Origin of the sequence: Sporosarcina ureae (genome assembly GCF_002109325.1) — a bacterium.
Taxonomy (GTDB): domain Bacteria; phylum Bacillota; class Bacilli; order Bacillales_A; family Planococcaceae; genus Sporosarcina; species Sporosarcina ureae_C.
On record NZ_CP015348.1, the window covers coordinates 442,149 to 458,516 of the forward strand.

15 protein-coding genes are annotated in these 16,368 nt (G+C 40.2%); 3 read left to right on the forward strand and 12 right to left on the reverse strand.

Annotated features, from left to right (window positions below):
* Positions 1-4 precede the first annotated feature (4 nt).
* From ccsA to SporoP32a_RS02335, 9 genes are all read right to left on the reverse strand, one after another.
* A complete protein-coding gene (gene ccsA / locus SporoP32a_RS02295; protein ID WP_085426437.1) occupies positions 5-835 on the reverse strand; it encodes a cytochrome c biogenesis protein CcsA in 831 nt (276 codons plus the stop codon).
* 222 nt (positions 836-1,057) lie between these two features.
* A complete protein-coding gene (gene hemA, locus SporoP32a_RS02300; protein WP_085426438.1) occupies positions 1,058-2,434 on the reverse strand; it encodes a glutamyl-tRNA reductase in 1,377 nt (458 codons plus the stop codon).
* A gap of 130 nt (positions 2,435-2,564) precedes the next feature.
* On the reverse strand, positions 2,565-3,146 hold the full coding sequence (gene yihA / locus SporoP32a_RS02305; RefSeq protein ID WP_085426439.1) for a ribosome biogenesis GTP-binding protein YihA/YsxC: 582 nt from the start codon (positions 3,144-3,146) through the stop codon (positions 2,565-2,567).
* Positions 3,143-5,464, reverse strand: coding sequence for an endopeptidase La (gene lon / locus SporoP32a_RS02310; protein ID WP_085426440.1), 2,322 nt, complete (start codon positions 5,462-5,464; stop codon positions 3,143-3,145). The genes yihA and lon overlap by 4 nt, the downstream gene beginning before the upstream one ends.
* A gap of 132 nt (positions 5,465-5,596) precedes the next feature.
* Positions 5,597-6,865, reverse strand: coding sequence for an ATP-dependent protease ATP-binding subunit ClpX (gene clpX / locus SporoP32a_RS02315; RefSeq protein WP_085426441.1), 1,269 nt, complete (start codon positions 6,863-6,865; stop codon positions 5,597-5,599).
* A gap of 208 nt (positions 6,866-7,073) precedes the next feature.
* A complete protein-coding gene (tig, locus tag SporoP32a_RS02320) occupies positions 7,074-8,360 on the reverse strand; it encodes a trigger factor (protein WP_085426442.1) in 1,287 nt (428 codons plus the stop codon).
* Positions 8,361-8,604: 244 nt separating this feature from the next.
* A complete protein-coding gene (locus SporoP32a_RS02325) occupies positions 8,605-9,570 on the reverse strand; it encodes a tetratricopeptide repeat protein (protein ID WP_085426443.1) in 966 nt (321 codons plus the stop codon).
* 87 nt (positions 9,571-9,657) lie between these two features.
* A complete protein-coding gene (locus tag SporoP32a_RS02330; RefSeq protein WP_085426444.1) occupies positions 9,658-10,584 on the reverse strand; it encodes a diacylglycerol/lipid kinase family protein in 927 nt (308 codons plus the stop codon).
* A gap of 70 nt (positions 10,585-10,654) precedes the next feature.
* The gene (locus SporoP32a_RS02335) at positions 10,655-11,284 is read right to left on the reverse strand and encodes an SIMPL domain-containing protein (protein ID WP_085426445.1); all 630 of its coding nucleotides are present in this window, start codon (positions 11,282-11,284) and stop codon (positions 10,655-10,657) included.
* A gap of 146 nt (positions 11,285-11,430) precedes the next feature.
* Here SporoP32a_RS02335 and SporoP32a_RS02340 point away from each other — a divergent pair, with 146 nt between their 5' ends.
* The gene (locus tag SporoP32a_RS02340; RefSeq protein WP_085426446.1) at positions 11,431-11,646 is read left to right on the forward strand and encodes a hypothetical protein; all 216 of its coding nucleotides are present in this window, start codon (positions 11,431-11,433) and stop codon (positions 11,644-11,646) included.
* A 300-nt stretch (positions 11,647-11,946) separates the two neighbouring features.
* Here the strand turns inward: SporoP32a_RS02340 and SporoP32a_RS02345 are convergent, their stop codons facing one another.
* The 3 genes from SporoP32a_RS02345 to SporoP32a_RS02355 form a co-directional block, all read right to left on the reverse strand.
* Positions 11,947-12,573 (reverse strand): HD domain-containing protein, encoded by a 627-nt coding sequence (locus SporoP32a_RS02345; RefSeq protein ID WP_085426447.1) that lies wholly within the window; start codon positions 12,571-12,573, stop codon positions 11,947-11,949.
* A gap of 81 nt (positions 12,574-12,654) precedes the next feature.
* Positions 12,655-13,770: a peptide-methionine (R)-S-oxide reductase MsrB gene (msrB, locus tag SporoP32a_RS02350; protein ID WP_085426448.1), complete on the reverse strand. Its 1,116-nt coding sequence runs from the start codon at positions 13,768-13,770 to the stop codon at positions 12,655-12,657.
* Between the two features lie 18 nt (positions 13,771-13,788).
* Positions 13,789-14,280 (reverse strand): redoxin family protein, encoded by a 492-nt coding sequence (locus SporoP32a_RS02355; protein ID WP_085426449.1) that lies wholly within the window; start codon positions 14,278-14,280, stop codon positions 13,789-13,791.
* Positions 14,281-14,500: 220 nt separating this feature from the next.
* On the opposite strand from SporoP32a_RS02355, the gene SporoP32a_RS02360 reads away from it, so the two are divergent.
* Both SporoP32a_RS02360 and SporoP32a_RS02365 read left to right on the forward strand, forming a co-directional pair.
* Positions 14,501-15,136: a helix-turn-helix domain-containing protein gene (locus SporoP32a_RS02360; RefSeq protein ID WP_085426450.1), complete on the forward strand. Its 636-nt coding sequence runs from the start codon at positions 14,501-14,503 to the stop codon at positions 15,134-15,136.
* Positions 15,137-15,226: 90 nt separating this feature from the next.
* Positions 15,227-16,261, forward strand: a complete 1,035-nt coding sequence (locus tag SporoP32a_RS02365; RefSeq protein WP_085428961.1) for an LCP family protein — start codon at positions 15,227-15,229, stop codon at positions 16,259-16,261.
* Positions 16,262-16,368: the final 107 nt, after the last annotated feature.

Consider the following 16,368-nt stretch of genomic DNA (forward strand, 5'->3'; position numbering starts at 1 on the left):
TCTCTTATATCCATAAATGAAATTGTGACAGCGTACTGCCCAAAAAGAAATTAACGACCGTTAAGAGAAATGCAAATATCGTCATCCAAGCGAACTCCACTGATTGGAGCTTGCCTTTGTAGTTGTAATAAACCACTGACGAGTAGATGAGCAATACCGCAAATGATCCCATGATTTTCACATCAAACGGAGACCAGTCTTCTAGCGCTACATATGCCCATTGCACACCAAACAACAAACTAACAAATAAAATCGGAATGCCCGTGTAGATCGACATTTTCATGCCCATCATCGTTTGATGCAAATTCGGCAGACTAGAAAACCGCTTACCAAGTTTCTTACTTTTCAATACGTTATATACAATCAAATATAATATCGCGAAAACAAATGCTAATGCGAACACCGCATACGAGAGGATTGCTGATGTAATATGAACAAATAACACTTCTGAAATAAGCGAATCACCTACAGTGGACGCTGTATATTTTAGATTGGAAAACACATGAATCATTAAAAAAGCAAAACCAATGATATTTGTAAAAAACACCATGAAATTCACTTTATAAATCAACTGGAACACGATGGATAGTGTAACTAGTAACCATACATAAAAGTAAATTCCTTCAACTAGCGATAGCACGGGAAAACGTTTCATTTCAAAAATGTAAAAAGATAAAATAATCGTTTGCGTAACCCATACAGAAACGATGAGCCAAAAAGCAGTACGTTGCACGACTTTTGACTTTTTAAAGTAATCAATTAAGTAAAAAACAAGACCGAGGGCATAAAGAACAATCATGAATTCCTGAAGTCTTGCGACGGTTAAATCAACCATATGCTATTCTCTGCCTTTCAAGCGAAAACCTCTCTTTTGCTAGTAAGGAGTGTTCGTTTATATTGTCTCAAATGAGAGGGTGTTACTGCAAATATTTGCATCCATAGAAAGCATATTTCTCATAGTGCCACGAGTATTTATACATTTCTTGCTTATTTAACTGCATTAAAAAAAGTGGACCTGTATCGTTCTTGTGAAAGACAGATACAGAACCACCAGGGATTAGTGTTGATAATTTAAGTTCGTCACATCAACGACATCTGATTTTTCATCAGCACGTTTTTGGAGACGTTCTTTTGCCTGTAATGCCAGCTGTTCCTTTTCTGTTACGACATCTTCAGAAATCCCAAAGATTTGTTCAAAAAGTGCGAGTTTCTCTGCTGCTTTTTTATCAGTAGATAATTCTTTAGCTTGTAAAATAGGCTCTTTCAGCAATTGATTGATAATCGATTTTGTATGCTTGTTCAGAACTTTCTTTTCACGTTCCGTTAAATCCGGCATTTTATTTTCGATGCTAGCCATTGTTTCACTCTGAATGCGACTTGCTTTCTTACGCAATGCAGAAATCATTGGCACGACACCAAGTGTTGTCAACCATTCTTTAAATGCAACTACTTCTTGTTCAATCATTAAACCGATCTCATCAGCTGCACGCTTACGTTCGGCCAAGTTTGCTTCGACAATGCCTTGAAGATCATCGATATCGTACAAGAATACACTGCTCAGTTCACCGATTTTTGGATCAAGATCACGTGGTACAGCTATATCTACCATAAATAGCGGCTTGCCTTTACGTAGTCTCTCTACAAAATCCATCAATTCATAATCAATGACATATTCAGTAGCACCAGTTGAACTGATCAAAATATCCGCTTCGAGTAACAAACACTGCAACTCTTGCATAGATTTCGCTTCACCATTAAATTTCGCCGCTAGAATTTCTGCCTTAGAGAATGTTCGGTTGATTACAGTAATCTTCCCAACACCGCTTCCTTGCAAGTTCTTGACTGCTAATTCACCCATCGTACCAGCTCCAAGAATGGCAATATGCTTATCTTTGAGAGAACCGAAAATCTTTTTCCCAAGTTCTACGGCTGCATAGGAAACTGACACGGCGTTTTCACCAATTGCTGTGTCGGTATGTGCTCTCTTCGCTGTTGTGATCGCTTGTTTGAACAATTCATTGAATACGGTACCTGTTGTACCAATATTTTGTGCAGCAAAAAAACTACTGCGAACTTGTCCTAGTATTTGCGTTTCACCGAGTACCATGGAATCAATGCCTGCAGTTACACGTAATAAGTGTTCTATGGCACCATCTTCTTCATGAATAATCAAGTGACTGGAGAATTCCTCAATAGGAATCGAAAACCAATCGGCAAGGAATTTCTTTATATAATATCGTCCTGTATGAATCTGATCGACCACCGCATAAATTTCTGTACGGTTACAAGTAGAAATAATGATGTTTTCTAAGATGCTCTTTTGCTGTTGCAATGTTTGCATCGCTTGTGGCAAATCAGCTTCGACGAATGATAGCTTCTCTCTAATTTCGACAGGGGCGGTTCGGTGGTTAACACCGACAACGACTGTATACATTAGGTGCTCACACCTTTCGGAATCTTTTTCGTACATTCATTATAACATACATAGCGCTTTAGTCGGAATGTAAATTGTGAACATCATTTGAAGTCATAATGTAGCAATTCCCCCGAAACTATCGCGTTATTTACATGCGACTTTCAATTTCACGCCATGCTTCATCCATACCCATTCCTTTTTCGGATGAAAACAAGATCAGCGGCTCATGGACTTCCATGTTAAATGTTGTACGAACGACTTTCTTATGCTTCTCCCATTTACCTTTAGGAATTTTATCGGCTTTTGTCGCAACGACAATTGTAGGGATATTATAGTGGGCTAGGAAATCATGCATCATGCAGTCATCTTTTGTTGGTGGATGGCGCAAATCGACAATTTGCACTACCGCACGCAACTCTTCACGTGACGTAATGTATTGCTCGATCATACCGCCCCACTTTTCTTTTTCTGTTTTAGACACTTTCGCATAGCCGTAACCAGGTACGTCAACGAAAAATAATTGTTCTTCAATTTTATAGAAATTGAGCGTTTGGGTCTTTCCTGGTTTTGAAGACGTACGAGCTAAGCTCTTGCGTCCGATCATTTTATTGATGAATGAAGACTTCCCTACATTCGAGCGACCGGCTAACGCAAATTCAGGATAGCCTTCTGTTGGATATTGTTCAGGTCTAACGGCACTCATAATCATTTCAACGTTATGGACTTTCATTTCTTTTCCTCCAAAGCGATATCGAGTACTTCATGAGCATCCGACACGAGTTTAAATGTTAATTCTTTTCTTACACTATCTGGAATATCATCTAGATCACGTTCATTATCAGACGGGATGATGATCGTGCGAAGACCTGCACGGTGGGCACTTAGTGTTTTTTGCTTCAGTCCACCAATAGGCAACACTCGTCCACGCAATGTCACTTCACCTGTCATACCGACTTCACGGCGTATCGGGCGTTCCGTCAATGCGGATACTAGTGCCGTTACGATTGTTATACCGGCGGAAGGTCCATCTTTTGGTGTGGCGCCTTCTGGAACATGTATATGGATATCCCACTTTTCATGGAAATCTGGATCTATATCAAATGTCATAGCTTTAGAACGCACATACGACAATGCTGTTTGTGCAGATTCCTTCATAACATCGCCAAGTTTTCCAGTCAGCAATAATTTACCTTTACCTGGTGATAAGGATACCTCAATTTGCAATGTATCTCCACCTACTGATGTATAGGCTAACCCTGTTGCTGCTCCGACTTGATTGACCGTTTCTGCCTGTCCGAATCGGAAGCGTTTTTTGCCAAGCAATGTTTCCAATGTTTTCGGGCTCACAGTCAAGCTTTTCTTATCACCTGCGAGGATCTGACGAGCAGCTTTACGACAGATACTGGCGATTTCACGTTCCAATGAACGCACACCCGCTTCTCGCGTATAATAACGAACAACTTCCAGTACGGCTTCATCTTGGAAACGTAGCTGGGATTTCTTCAGCCCGTGTTCTTTCATTTGTTTGGGAATCAGATGATTGATGGCAATCGATTGTTTTTCATGCTCCGTGTAACCTGGGATCGATATGATTTCCATGCGATCACGTAGCGGTCCAGGAATAGCCCCCAGATCATTCGATGTAGCGATGAATAAGACACTTGAGAGATCATACGGTTCTTCAATATAATGATCGCTGAAGGTGCTGTTTTGTTCAGGATCCAGCACTTCTAACATAGCAGACGATGGATCACCTCGGAAATCATTCGACATTTTATCAATTTCATCGAGTAAGAAAACTGGATTCACAGTACCCGCTTTCTTCATACTTTGAATAATACGTCCGGGCATAGCACCTACATACGTTCTACGATGACCTCGAATTTCTGATTCATCCCGTACGCCGCCTAGAGACAAACGGACAAATTTGCGTCCTAATGACTCGGCAATTGAACGTGCCAATGATGTTTTACCAACCCCTGGAGGTCCATCCAAACAAAGGATAGGACCACGGAGTGAATTGGTCATCTGACGCACCGCTAGATACTCAAGAATCCGTTCTTTAACGTTTTCCAAGCCTTCGTGGTCACGATTCAATATTTCTTCAGAACGCTTCAAATCCAATTGGTCTTTTGTAGCATCGGTCCACGGCAGCATGATCAGCCACTCGATATAGTTACGGATGATACCACTCTCTGCGGAAATAGAAGGAATTTTTTCATAGCGTTCTAGTTCTCGCTCTGCTGTTTCTCTTACAGATTGAGGCATATTCGCTTCTTCAATTTTCTTATTCAGCTCCGTCACTTCAAGACCTTTACCGTCTTTATCGCCCAGTTCTGTCTGAATTGCTTTCAATTGTTCACGTAAATAGAACTCTTTTTGTGTACGTTCCATTGCTTCTTTTACGCGTTCATTAATTTTTTGTTCAAGCTCCATGATTTCCTGTTCATTATACATACGACTAATTAGCCATTCCAAACGTTCAGGTACATCGATCATTTCAAGCACTTCTTGTTTCGCTGTTAATTTTAACGGTAAATTCGATGCGATCATATCCGCTAATCTTCCCGGTTCTTGAATACTCTCAACTGTTTCGAGTGTTTCATCGGAAATACGTTTACTGTTTTTCGCGTATCGTTTAAACTGTGCAACGAGTGAACGCATCAGCGCTTCTGCCTCAGCATCTTTTTCATCGTTCTCTTCGTAGCATTCCACATTCACAACAGGATATAGATCCGCTTCCTCGTAAACACACCACTTGGCTCTATGTATCCCTTCAATCAATACCCGATAGGTACCATTTGGCAATTGCGTCATCGATTTGATATTCGCTAACGTACCAATCGTTTGTAAATCATCTTTTTCTGGATTTTCTAAGCTTAAATCTTTCTGCGTTGCTAGGAAAATTTGATGATCACCTGCTAAAGAATGTTCAATAGCAAAAATCGAACGCTCTCGACCTACATCGATATGTAAAAGCATCGTCGGATATACAATCACTCCGCGAAGTGGCAATAATGGGATGTTCTGTTTTTGAATCGTCGGCATGATAAGCCACCTCCAAATAAATTATGTCTAAGTATGTATATAGTTCATAAATAAAATCTTATGTAAGAAAAAGCCGACTGCCGAACGTATAGGATACGCATCGGTGGAGCCGGCCTTTTTGCCATTTCGGCGTTATGCAGTATTTTTTTCGTTATCTGCTTCGTAAATTGATCCGTCTTCTTTATACAAGATCGGAGTAGATGTACCCGTGACAGAATCTTTAGTGATGATACATTTCTTTACTTCTTCAAGTGAAGGAAGATCATACATTACGTCCAACATGATATTTTCGATAATCGAACGAAGTCCACGAGCACCCGTTTTACGAGCAATTGCTTCTTTCGCGATTTCGATTAATGCGTCATCTTCAAATTGAAGTTCAACATCATCAAGTTCGACCATCTTCTGGTATTGTTTAACGATCGCATTTTTCGGTTCAGTTAGAATTTGATACAATGTATCCGCATCTAGTGTATCGAGAGTTGCGATAACCGGCAAACGACCGATGAATTCCGGAATCAAACCGTATGATTGTAGATCTTCAGGAATCAATTTAGCCAATAGACTATCTTGTTCATTGATTTCTTGCTTCGATTCAGAACCGAAACCGATGACTTTACGTCCAATACGGCGTTTAACGATATCTTCGATGCCGTCAAATGCTCCACCCACAACGAACAAGATATTCGTTGTATCGATTTGCAAGAATTCTTGATGAGGATGCTTACGACCGCCTTGTGGTGGTACGCTTGCAACTGTTCCTTCCAAAATCTTCAGCAAGGCTTGTTGTACACCTTCACCAGATACGTCACGTGTAATCGATGCGTTCTCGGATTTACGAGCTACTTTATCGATTTCATCGATGTAGATAATTCCTTTTTCAGCTTTATCGATATCGAAATCCGCTGCTTGAATTAATTTCAAGAGGATATTCTCTACGTCTTCCCCAACGTAACCTGCTTCAGTTAATGAAGTCGCATCTGCAATCGCAAATGGTACATCCAAAATACGAGCCAATGTTTGAGCGAGTAAAGTTTTACCGCTACCTGTTGGTCCGATTAAGACGATATTGGATTTAGCCAGCTCGACTTCATCAATTTTACTACCTGAATTCACTCGTTTGTAATGATTGTATACTGCTACTGCGAGTGATTTCTTTGCACGATCTTGCCCGATGATATAATCATCGAGGATACTTTGGATCTCTCTTGGTTTTGGAACGTCTTTTAGTTCAAAGCCTTCTTCAAGACCGACTTCCTCTTCCACGATTTCCGCACAAAGTTCAACGCATTCATCACAAATATAAACACCTTGACCAGCTACTAGTTTGCGGACTTGCTCTTGAGATTTCCCGCAAAAAGAACAGCTCAAGTTATCGTTTTCATCATTAAATTTGAACATTATGCTCACCCCTATTCAAGTGAATATACTACAAGATTACTTTGACTTAATCAACTAATTAGAACTTAACGACCAACACAACCAGCCTGATATGTATGGTTATTTACGCTCTAGCTTATGGAGTTTAGAAAACTCTATACATGAAGTCTTTTATTTAAGAAAAACAAGGTACGGGCAAACCGTACCTTGTTTTATCTATATAGAAAGATTAGTCGACGATTTTAGCGCTGTCAACAAGTAGTTGAACTGTTTTGTTGAAACGAAGATCGTTTTCAAGTACAGATGTGCCACCAAGAGTAGTCTTGATTTGCTCAACGTCCATACCGAATTGCTCAGACATCTTTTCAAGTTCTGCATTAATATCTTCTTCAGGAACTTCAACGTTTTCAGCAGCACCGATTGCTTCAAGTGTTAATGAAACGCGTACGCGGCTTAGAGCGTCGTCCTTCATTTGGTCGCGAAGTGTTTTCTCGTCTTGACCAGAGAACTGGAAGTAAAGATCCAAGTTCATGCCTTGCATTTGTAGACGTTGTTCGAAGTCCTGCATCATACGATCCGTTTCTGAATCGATCATCGCTTGTGGAATTTCCATCTCAGCGTTGCTTGCAGCCTGTTCTACTAGATCGTCACGAAGAGCTGTTTCAGAATCATTCTTCTTCACTTCTTCAGCTTCTTCTTTCAACTTCGTGCGTAGCTCTTCTACTGAAGAAACGCTCTCGTCGATTTCTTTTGCTAACTCGTCATCAAGTTCAGGTACTTCTTTAGACTTGATTTCGTTAACTTTTACTTTGAATGTAGCAGGTTTACCAGCTAGTTCAGCAGCATGGTATTCTTCAGGGAAAGTGATTTCAATATCTTTTTCTTCTCCTGTTTTCATGCCTACTACTTGCTCTTCGAATCCTGGAATGAATGAACCAGATCCAACTTCAAGTTCGTAGTTTTCTGACTGTCCGCCTTCGAATGCTTCGCCATCAGCGAATCCTTCGAAATCGATTGTAGCTGTATCGCCATCTTCAACAACGCCGTCTTCTTTGACTACCATTTCTGCTAGTGCTGCTGTACGTTGTTCAAGCTGTGCTTCAACTTCCTCGTCTGTTACTTCAACTGATTGACGAGTCACTTCAAGACCTTTGTATTCGCCAAGTTTCACTTCTGGCTTAAGTGCGATAACTGCTGTGAATACAACCGGCTCGCCTTTTTCTAACTTTTCGATGTCAATCTCAGGTGCAGCGATTGGATCAACGTCTGCTTCGTCTACTGCTGCAGAGTATGCTCCAGGTAGCACGATATCGATTGCATCGTTGTAAAGTGATTCTTCACCGTACATTTGGTTGAACATCTTACGTGGCATTTTTCCTTTACGGAAACCAGGTGCTTGTACTTTCTTTACTACTTTTTTGAACGCTTCATCTAGTGCTTCGTTGAAACGCTCTACGGAAACTTCAAACGTAAGTTTCCCTTCACTGCCTTCTAATTTTTCCCATTTAACTGTCATATGTATGACCTCCAAATCATTTGCAATACTTTTATTTTTATTTTAATCAATTATACCTTCGCATGATTGTATCTAAATTTTTTCTGTACTTCCTAAAAAATCTTCGACACCCTTTGAAGGCTTTACCTGAATCAGCTCATTTTGTTGTGCCTATTACAAGCAACAACGTTACTGAATACAGATAAGCAGTTGACAACCATTTTAGTATAACATAGTCTATTCATCTTTCAAGAATTAATCACTGTTAGCTTTCCATTTCTTCATCGACCGAACGTATGAACGTTAGCAATGAAGATTCCTCTGTCGGCTTACCGTATAATAACTGCTTCGTATACGCTACATATGCGCCCGCCACTTCGTCCGCCGTATAAGGACCCCAGTGGAACGGAAACAGCAAAACACTGTATTTCAATATCAGGTTCACTACTAGCTCACTCGCTGTAGGATCTTTCTCAAATTGTGCCTTTGCAAGAAACTGTACCTCCCCAATAAATTGATCTTCTTCAGGGGACACAAGTCTCGATGGATTCGTCTCCGTCTTAAAGTGATACTTGCGAATAGCTAATGTTTCTTGATAACCCGTTTGCTGCAGTAAAAGTAAGGCATATGTCTTCACAACAGGTAATGTATCCTCTGCTTCGATGACATCCACCAGCAGCGGAATATACGGTTGCAGTTTCTGATGTTGCAACGACAATAAAAATTCTTGTTGCTCCATCGATCCCATCTTATAAAAATGGCTACTTGTAATAGAAGGCTCCTCAATAGAAGGTTCTTCATAGCGATCGGATAATCGTCCATTTAATTCGCGTAAATATTGAAACTTTTGCAAGCTACTTTTCGGAATCATTTCTTTTTCTAGAAGACCTTGTATCGTCAGCTCCACTTCATCATATTGCTGGAGTTGGATCGAAATTGAAAGATAAAGCTCGAGTAATTCTATGTAATCGCCTGCTTGATTTTGCATAGCAAGCAAGGCAAATTCTTTCGCTCGTTCATATTCTTTCATTTCGTATAAGGAAATGGCCAGACCATCGAAAACAGAATAATCTTCGGGGTCAATTTCCAATACAGATTCAAAATGGCGGATCGCATCTTCATGCAAATCACGTTCCATTGCCTCTCTACCATCTCGGTGAAGACGCTCGAGTGTTCCGGGAAAGACTACCATATTTCCTTTTTTAATGACTTGTCTACGTTTCTTTTGCACTGTACTCACCTGCCTGCTTTGTTACTTTCACTATAGCACAGCATTCTAAAACGATTCCAGCTTGAAGCAAAGAATGAAGGAAGACGGTTATACTGACGACTGATCCGCCACATACCACTTTCGCTCGTCCACCTTACAAATAACGGGTCGGTCTGAAGTGGTTCCAATATACTCTCCGTCAGTGTGGCAACCTACTACTCGATCGGGTTCAATGATGAACGTATCACTCTTATAAGTAGAAACTCCCTTTAACTTCGTATGACTTCCATTAAAGACAGTTAAGAATACGGTGAGGAATTTCAGCGTGGATATGGAATGAACGACTGTCAGCTCAAACTCTCCATCATCGTAAATGGAATGCGGAGAAATTTTCATGCCGCCACCGTAATACTTTTGATTGTTCACTGTGATCATCCAAACTTTACGAAACACGCGAGTATCCGAATCTATTCGAATTTCCGCGTTAAAAGGTTTGAAAGCTAGTAGACTCTTTGCAACCGTCAATGCATACACTACGCTACCTAGCTTCCATTTATTCAATGTCTTTTTAATAGTAGATCGACTAGCTGCCAATGAAATATCCGCATCCAAACCAAATCCACTATTACTCGCAAAATAGCGTTGATGAACAGTGTCTAATTGAACCGATCCAAAGTCTACCGTTTTTCGCTTAATCGGTTTGGTTGCGATATAGTTTTCAATTTCCTGCAAACTAGTAAACGCGGGGAACTCCCTCGCGAAATCATTACCCGATCCTGCTTTCATGACCCCGACGGTTACATGAGGATAACCTACCACCCCATTTAGCACTTCGTGAATCGTGCCATCCCCGCCTATCACGATAAGCAACAATGACTCAGAAGTTTGTCCAGCCAGTTGCTTTGCCAGTTCTATCGCATGACCACGCCGCTCTGTCAGATGATATGGATAGTTACTATTCTTCCGCAGGATCGCCCACACTTTAGCCCCTTTACCGTCACCAGCCTGTTCATTGATAATGAAATGCACTTCCATGTGTACCGCCTCTTTCGAAAGCCTTTTTCATCATAGTAGCAGACTGCCAAATGACATACTAGCCAATTTATTAGATGATTTGATACTTCACTTGTAGACTTGCGCTAATCGTAATAGTACCAGATTCGATCGGCGTTCTACCTGTATCCGCCATGGCCATCGCTCGAAATGCAACTGGCTGAGACGTATGCTGTTCTTCAATTTTCATTGGAATCGGCTTATTTTGTAACTTCAATGAAGTACCAATTGTAATCATTTTTGTTTCAGCGTCTGTAAGGGCTAGCGCCAAAGCTTGTTGATATCGGTCATCTTGATCCTGCATCGTGAATTCAATACTCCCCACTTGATTGACACCATTTTTGACTGCGAGATCGACTAGTTCACCCGTTCGTGACAGTTCGTTGCTTGTAATCCGGATGGAGTTGATCACTTCGTAGCCTTGAAATCGTTGTTCGCCATTGACGTATTCATAGACTGGTCGAATTTGAAAATCTATTGTTTGAATGGATGATTCTTCTATTCCTACTTTTTTCAGTGATTGGATGACTTGGTTCATACGACTAGCATTTTCTTGTTGGATATCCTTAAGTTCCGTTCCTCTTGTGGTGACAGATAACACCATATGAACTGTATCAGGTGAAACTTTCACCGCACCTTCGCCAAAGACAGTAATAGTTCGTGTTTCTTGTTCGTTATACATACAAAACACCCTCCTTTTTTTACAGTACTATTATTTCTATGCAACACCTGTACCTATTCATACTTCATTTATGGCTTGATTACTTAGTCGAACGAGAACAAAGACTTTATCATAACTTATAAGAAAACAATTAAGGAGAGTTCTCTATGAGTGAAAATGAAAAACAGATTGCTAAATTGGCATTGCTCGGTGAATCTATCGGCTTGTTCGGCCAAGCGATTACAACGCTAGCTGCCTATCTCGCATTAGAAGAAGAGATTGAAGAAGATCAATTGGCTAAAATGCAGGAACAGATAGATTATGTGTTAAAAGAACTTATACAGATAAAAAATGAATCTGGAGACATCCGGACATCTACATAGATAACCGGATGTTTTCTGTTTTAGAGAAGTAAATTAAATCGAAGTTTCGCTAAATCCAAATAAAAATAGCCCCCGATCTAGTACGACCGATGAGCTACGAATATTGGTGATTATATTAAAACGTAATGAATCCCTTTTGCACGGCGAATCCACCTAATGTAAACAAGGCGATGACAACGAGTGTAATGATGAATAATCGATTATTTCTGTCCAAGACGTCACCTATTTCTCTATCGAATAGATTATTATTGCTAGTGACTTCATTCTATCCTATCAAGTTCAGTATAAGCAATCTAATTTTCATTCAATTTCTTTCTTTAACTGATTCAAAAAAACTACCATAAACTCATGTCGCTCTTCCGCCAGCCGTGTACCTTCTTTCGTTACCATCAACTCTTTCAACAATAGTAACTTCTCGTGAAAGTGTGTTACTGTGGCCGTTTCTTTTTTGCGGTATTCCGACTCTGACATATCCATTCGTGCTTCTTCTTGTTGGTCATAGAGTTTTCTACCACGCGCACCTCCAAATGCAAATGCACGCGCTATTCCTACTGCACCGATCGCATCCAAACGATCAGCATCCCTAACGATGGCTCCATTAATTGAAGTAAGTTCTTTTGCGTTGCCTCCACTGAATGAAACACTTTCAATCGCAGACAGCACTTGATCCGTAATCGATTGCGTCGCACCTATTCTTTCAAGTAATTCCACAGTCGTTGCCTCATGCATCTTTTCATACTTCGTATCTTCTACGTCATGTAACAGAACAGCTAGTTTAACGACTAGTTTATCAGCATCCGGCTCTGTCATTAAGATTTTCTCTGCATTTTTCATTACGCGGTCAATATGATCGAGATCATGGCTTGCATCAAATTTATTGTAAATCCCTTCGACTTCTGACCTGCACTTCGCTATCATTTCTTTCATTGAACCCGGTCCCTTCTTTTTATCGTGTAAAAAGGAAAGGCTGCCAAGGGGCCCCTTTCCTTTTGTTATATTCAGTGTACATTATTCCACATAACTTGTCAGATAGCCGTATCCTTTAGCTTCCATCTCTTCTAGAGGTACGAAGTCGATCGCTGCGCTATTTATACAATAACGTAATCCACCGCGATCTTTCGGTCCATCAGGAAAGATATGGCCGAGGTGACTATCGCCCGCACGACTTCTTACTTCAGTTCGCACCATATTGAAACTTTTATCTGTATGTTCCGTCATAACTTCTGGTATGATCGGCTGCGTAAAACTCGGCCAACCACATTGCGAGTCATACTTATCCGCACTTGAGAATAAAGGTTCCCCTGTTGCGACATCTATATAAATGCCGTCTTCAAATGTATCCCAGTACTCATTCGAGAATGCCGCTTCTGTATTGTTGTCTTGTGTCACTTGATATTGAGCTTTCGTCAATTTCTTTTTCAATTCTTCATCGCTCGGCTTCGGATAGTCCGCAGCGTCAATTACAGACGGAATGTCTTGATCTTCAAGTGTATCGAATTCTACATGACAGTACCCATCTGGATTTTTCTCTAAGTAATCTTGATGATATTCTTCTGCCAGAGTATAGCTCGTTAATGGCTCTACTTCTGTAACAATTTTCTCGTCATAACGCTCTTGTTCTTTCGCAACGACTTCATCAATGATTATTTTGTCGTCGGGATTCGTATAATAAATACCTGATCGATATTGTGTACCACGGTCATTTCCCTGTTTATTCAAAGATGTCGGATCGACAATCATGAAAAAGTGCTCCACAATTGTTTTCAAGTCTGTACGCTCTGGATCGAATTGCACATGCACTGTTTCCGCGTGACCTGTTTTGCCTGTAATGACTTCATTGTATGTCGGATTTTCCGTTGTGCCGTTCGCAAAGCCAGACGTTACATCAGATACACCATACACTCTTTCCATGTAAGCTTCCACGCCCCAGAAACAACCTCCAGCCAAATAGATGTCCTGAAGATTTTCTTCATTAAATGTTAGATCTTCATTCGGATTGGCTGGATACTTGGAATCTGAGGAAGCAGTCAGTGAACCTAGACTAGTGGATGAATCTGAATTTCCTATGCCACATCCTGCAAGCAGCAAGATGCAACATAAACTAAGTATATATTTCAGTTTCATAATAAAGGACTCCCCTCATTAATTAATTTGTGCCATAGCATCGATGATTTGTTCATTCGATAAGTGTCCTGGTTGTGAGCGGACTAGTTTTCCTTTTGTATCAATGAAAGCAGATGTTGGATACCCTTTCACATTGAAGTCTTGCACTAGACTGCCACCATCATTTAATAACACCGGTAAATCGTCTACATTTTGAACACCTTTGAACCATTTTATGAAGTCATCATGTTTCTTTTCATTATTATAACCAGGTGCTACTACAGTCAACACTTCGAAATCAGTAGATTCCCTAGCTAGTGTATTCACTTCATCGAGACCTGCTAGACAGATAGGACACCAAGAAGCCCAAAACTTTACATACACTTTCTTGCCTTCATAATCCGCAAGACTGACGGTTTTTCCATCAAAGTCCTGTAAAGCAATGTCATTCGCGCTACTCGCTGTATCAGAAGACGAACAAGCACCTAAAACGGCAACAATTGCCAACAACATAATGAACTTTTTCAACATGGTGATTCCTCCTTTTTCCTATTCATATACCTAGTATAAAATGAATACATGGTAGAAAGTATTGAATAAGACTCGGAAAAAATTTAAAATGAGTAAATGCCGACATTTTCCGACAAAAAGTAGTTCTTCGCCTATAACTGTTGACAATTTGTCAACAAGCATTTATTATTTTGAGAGCGAAGAAATTTTTACGTTGTCTTGGAAAAGGAGGGATAGTATCATGTCAGAAGGCAGCCTTGGTTTGAGTATAGGGCAGTTATTGCGTGAAGTATTAGAAGAACGTTCATTGTCCATGCGTAAACTAAGCGAACTTACAGATATTGATACTGCGACGATCTCCCGAATCATCAACGACAAACGAAAAGCAACACTTGATCATCTGGAGAAATTTGCGACGATTTTAGACATCCCATTAGCAAAACTACTTCAAGCGGCAGGCTATCCAGTTAATCAAAAAAACGCAAAGCGGACAGCTTATGACGAAACCATTCAACAACTGGTTGATACATCAGAACTTCTATCTGCTGATATCTCCATTGAAAAAGTAGAACTCCAATTGGCAGGTTACGAAGCGTATGTCCAGACGAATGAAGGAAGAGAAAGAATTTTACATGACTTTGACAAGAAGTTAAAATTGGCTGGCGGAGTAGGTCCGTTCGTCGACCAAATGAAGGAATTATTTACACGCTTCAAAATGCAAGATGTTGCAAAACGTGATCTTGCCATTATCGGTAGCGCATTATTGTACTTTATCGTTCCAGTGGACGTCATTCCCGATTATATATTCGCGGTCGGGTATTTAGATGATGCGATAGCAGTCCAAATTGCTTCAAGCGTACTAACAAAAAATTCATAATCTGATGAGTAGGTGGCACTATTGGAAAACAGAGAGACAGAAAAGCGTCGTAAGAAAAAACTTAAAAGAAAATATAAACGTGTAATCTTCATGATATTCACGTTGCTACTATTAGCTGGTGGCGGTTATGTGGCTGCGCAATATTCAAACGGCCTATCCTTTGCGAATAATGACAAAACCAATGATATACATACAGAACTTAGCGATAGCAGTAATACATTTTTCGATAGTGATTCGGCTTTTGATGATTTTGAAGGCGGAGAATCACAGTTCGGTGAAATCAATGTGTTGCTGATCGGTGATGACGCAAGAGGCGACGAAGAAGACACTCGTTCAGATGCTTTGATGATCGGTCACTACGACCAAACAACCAATCAAGTGAAGTTAGTCTCTCTCATGCGTGATACATACGTTGAAATCCCCGATCACGGCATGGAAAAAATTAATGCAGCCTATGCACTTGGTGGACCCGAATTAGTCCGTAAAACTATTAAGCATAATTTTGATGTAGACATACAATACTATGCGATCGTAAACTTTGAAGGTTTTTCAAAAATGGTTGATGTAATTGCTCCTGAAGGAATTGAAGTGGATATTCCCTATGAAATGTCACATGGTTTAGGTTTGACGCTCTATCCTGGTCAACAGAAACTAAATGGTGACCAATTACTTGGATATGTGCGATTCCGTCACGATATCCATAGCGATTATGGACGGGTGGAACGGCAGCAAGAAGCTTTGTCGAAGCTTAAAGATGAAGCGATTAGTTTCCAAACAATCGTCAATTTACCTAAGTTATTAGGCGTAATGGAGCCTTATATCAATACAAACATCGATAAAAAAACGATCTTCTCAATCGGTAAAGGTATGTTAACCGGTGGTAAAGATAATAAAATGGAATCACTGCGTATTCCAGTCGAAGGTTCATTCGGTGACTTACGTACAGATGTAGGGCAAGTACTTGATATTAATCTAGAACAAAACAGACAAGCATTGCGGGAGTTTTTATCTTTAGAGGATGAAAACGAGCAAGATGGTGAGTATGTTGAAAATCTTGAAGAAGACCAGAATATGGATTATCAAGAAGAAACAGAAGAATATACTTCTAATACAAGAAACTACTGAGATTCCACAACATGAGATCAATAATTCTATACTAAAAAGAAGTTGTCTATAAAAGACAGCTTCTTTTTTGCATCATGCAAAAGCACCGAGGATTCAAACATAAAGCG

Coding starts and splice junctions, on each gene's coding strand:
- ccsA (WP_085426437.1), bottom strand. CDS start 835: ATGGTTGATTTAACCGTCGCAAGACTTCAGGAATTCATGATTGTTCTT.
- hemA (WP_085426438.1), bottom strand. CDS start 2,434: ATGTATACAGTCGTTGTCGGTGTTAACCACCGAACCGCCCCTGTCGAA.
- yihA (WP_085426439.1), bottom strand. CDS start 3,146: ATGAAAGTCCATAACGTTGAAATGATTATGAGTGCCGTTAGACCTGAA.
- lon (WP_085426440.1), bottom strand. CDS start 5,464: ATGCCGACGATTCAAAAACAGAACATCCCATTATTGCCACTTCGCGGA.
- clpX (WP_085426441.1), bottom strand. CDS start 6,865: ATGTTCAAATTTAATGATGAAAACGATAACTTGAGCTGTTCTTTTTGC.
- tig (WP_085426442.1), bottom strand. CDS start 8,360: ATGACAGTTAAATGGGAAAAATTAGAAGGCAGTGAAGGGAAACTTACG.
- SporoP32a_RS02330 (WP_085426444.1), bottom strand. CDS start 10,584: ATGGAAGTGCATTTCATTATCAATGAACAGGCTGGTGACGGTAAAGGG.
- SporoP32a_RS02335 (WP_085426445.1), bottom strand. CDS start 11,284: ATGTATAACGAACAAGAAACACGAACTATTACTGTCTTTGGCGAAGGT.
- SporoP32a_RS02340 (WP_085426446.1), top strand. CDS start 11,431: ATGAGTGAAAATGAAAAACAGATTGCTAAATTGGCATTGCTCGGTGAA.
- SporoP32a_RS02345 (WP_085426447.1), bottom strand. CDS start 12,573: ATGAAAGAAATGATAGCGAAGTGCAGGTCAGAAGTCGAAGGGATTTAC.
- msrB (WP_085426448.1), bottom strand. CDS start 13,770: ATGAAACTGAAATATATACTTAGTTTATGTTGCATCTTGCTGCTTGCA.
- SporoP32a_RS02355 (WP_085426449.1), bottom strand. CDS start 14,280: ATGTTGAAAAAGTTCATTATGTTGTTGGCAATTGTTGCCGTTTTAGGT.
- SporoP32a_RS02360 (WP_085426450.1), top strand. CDS start 14,501: ATGTCAGAAGGCAGCCTTGGTTTGAGTATAGGGCAGTTATTGCGTGAA.
- SporoP32a_RS02365 (WP_085428961.1), top strand. CDS start 15,227: ATGATATTCACGTTGCTACTATTAGCTGGTGGCGGTTATGTGGCTGCG.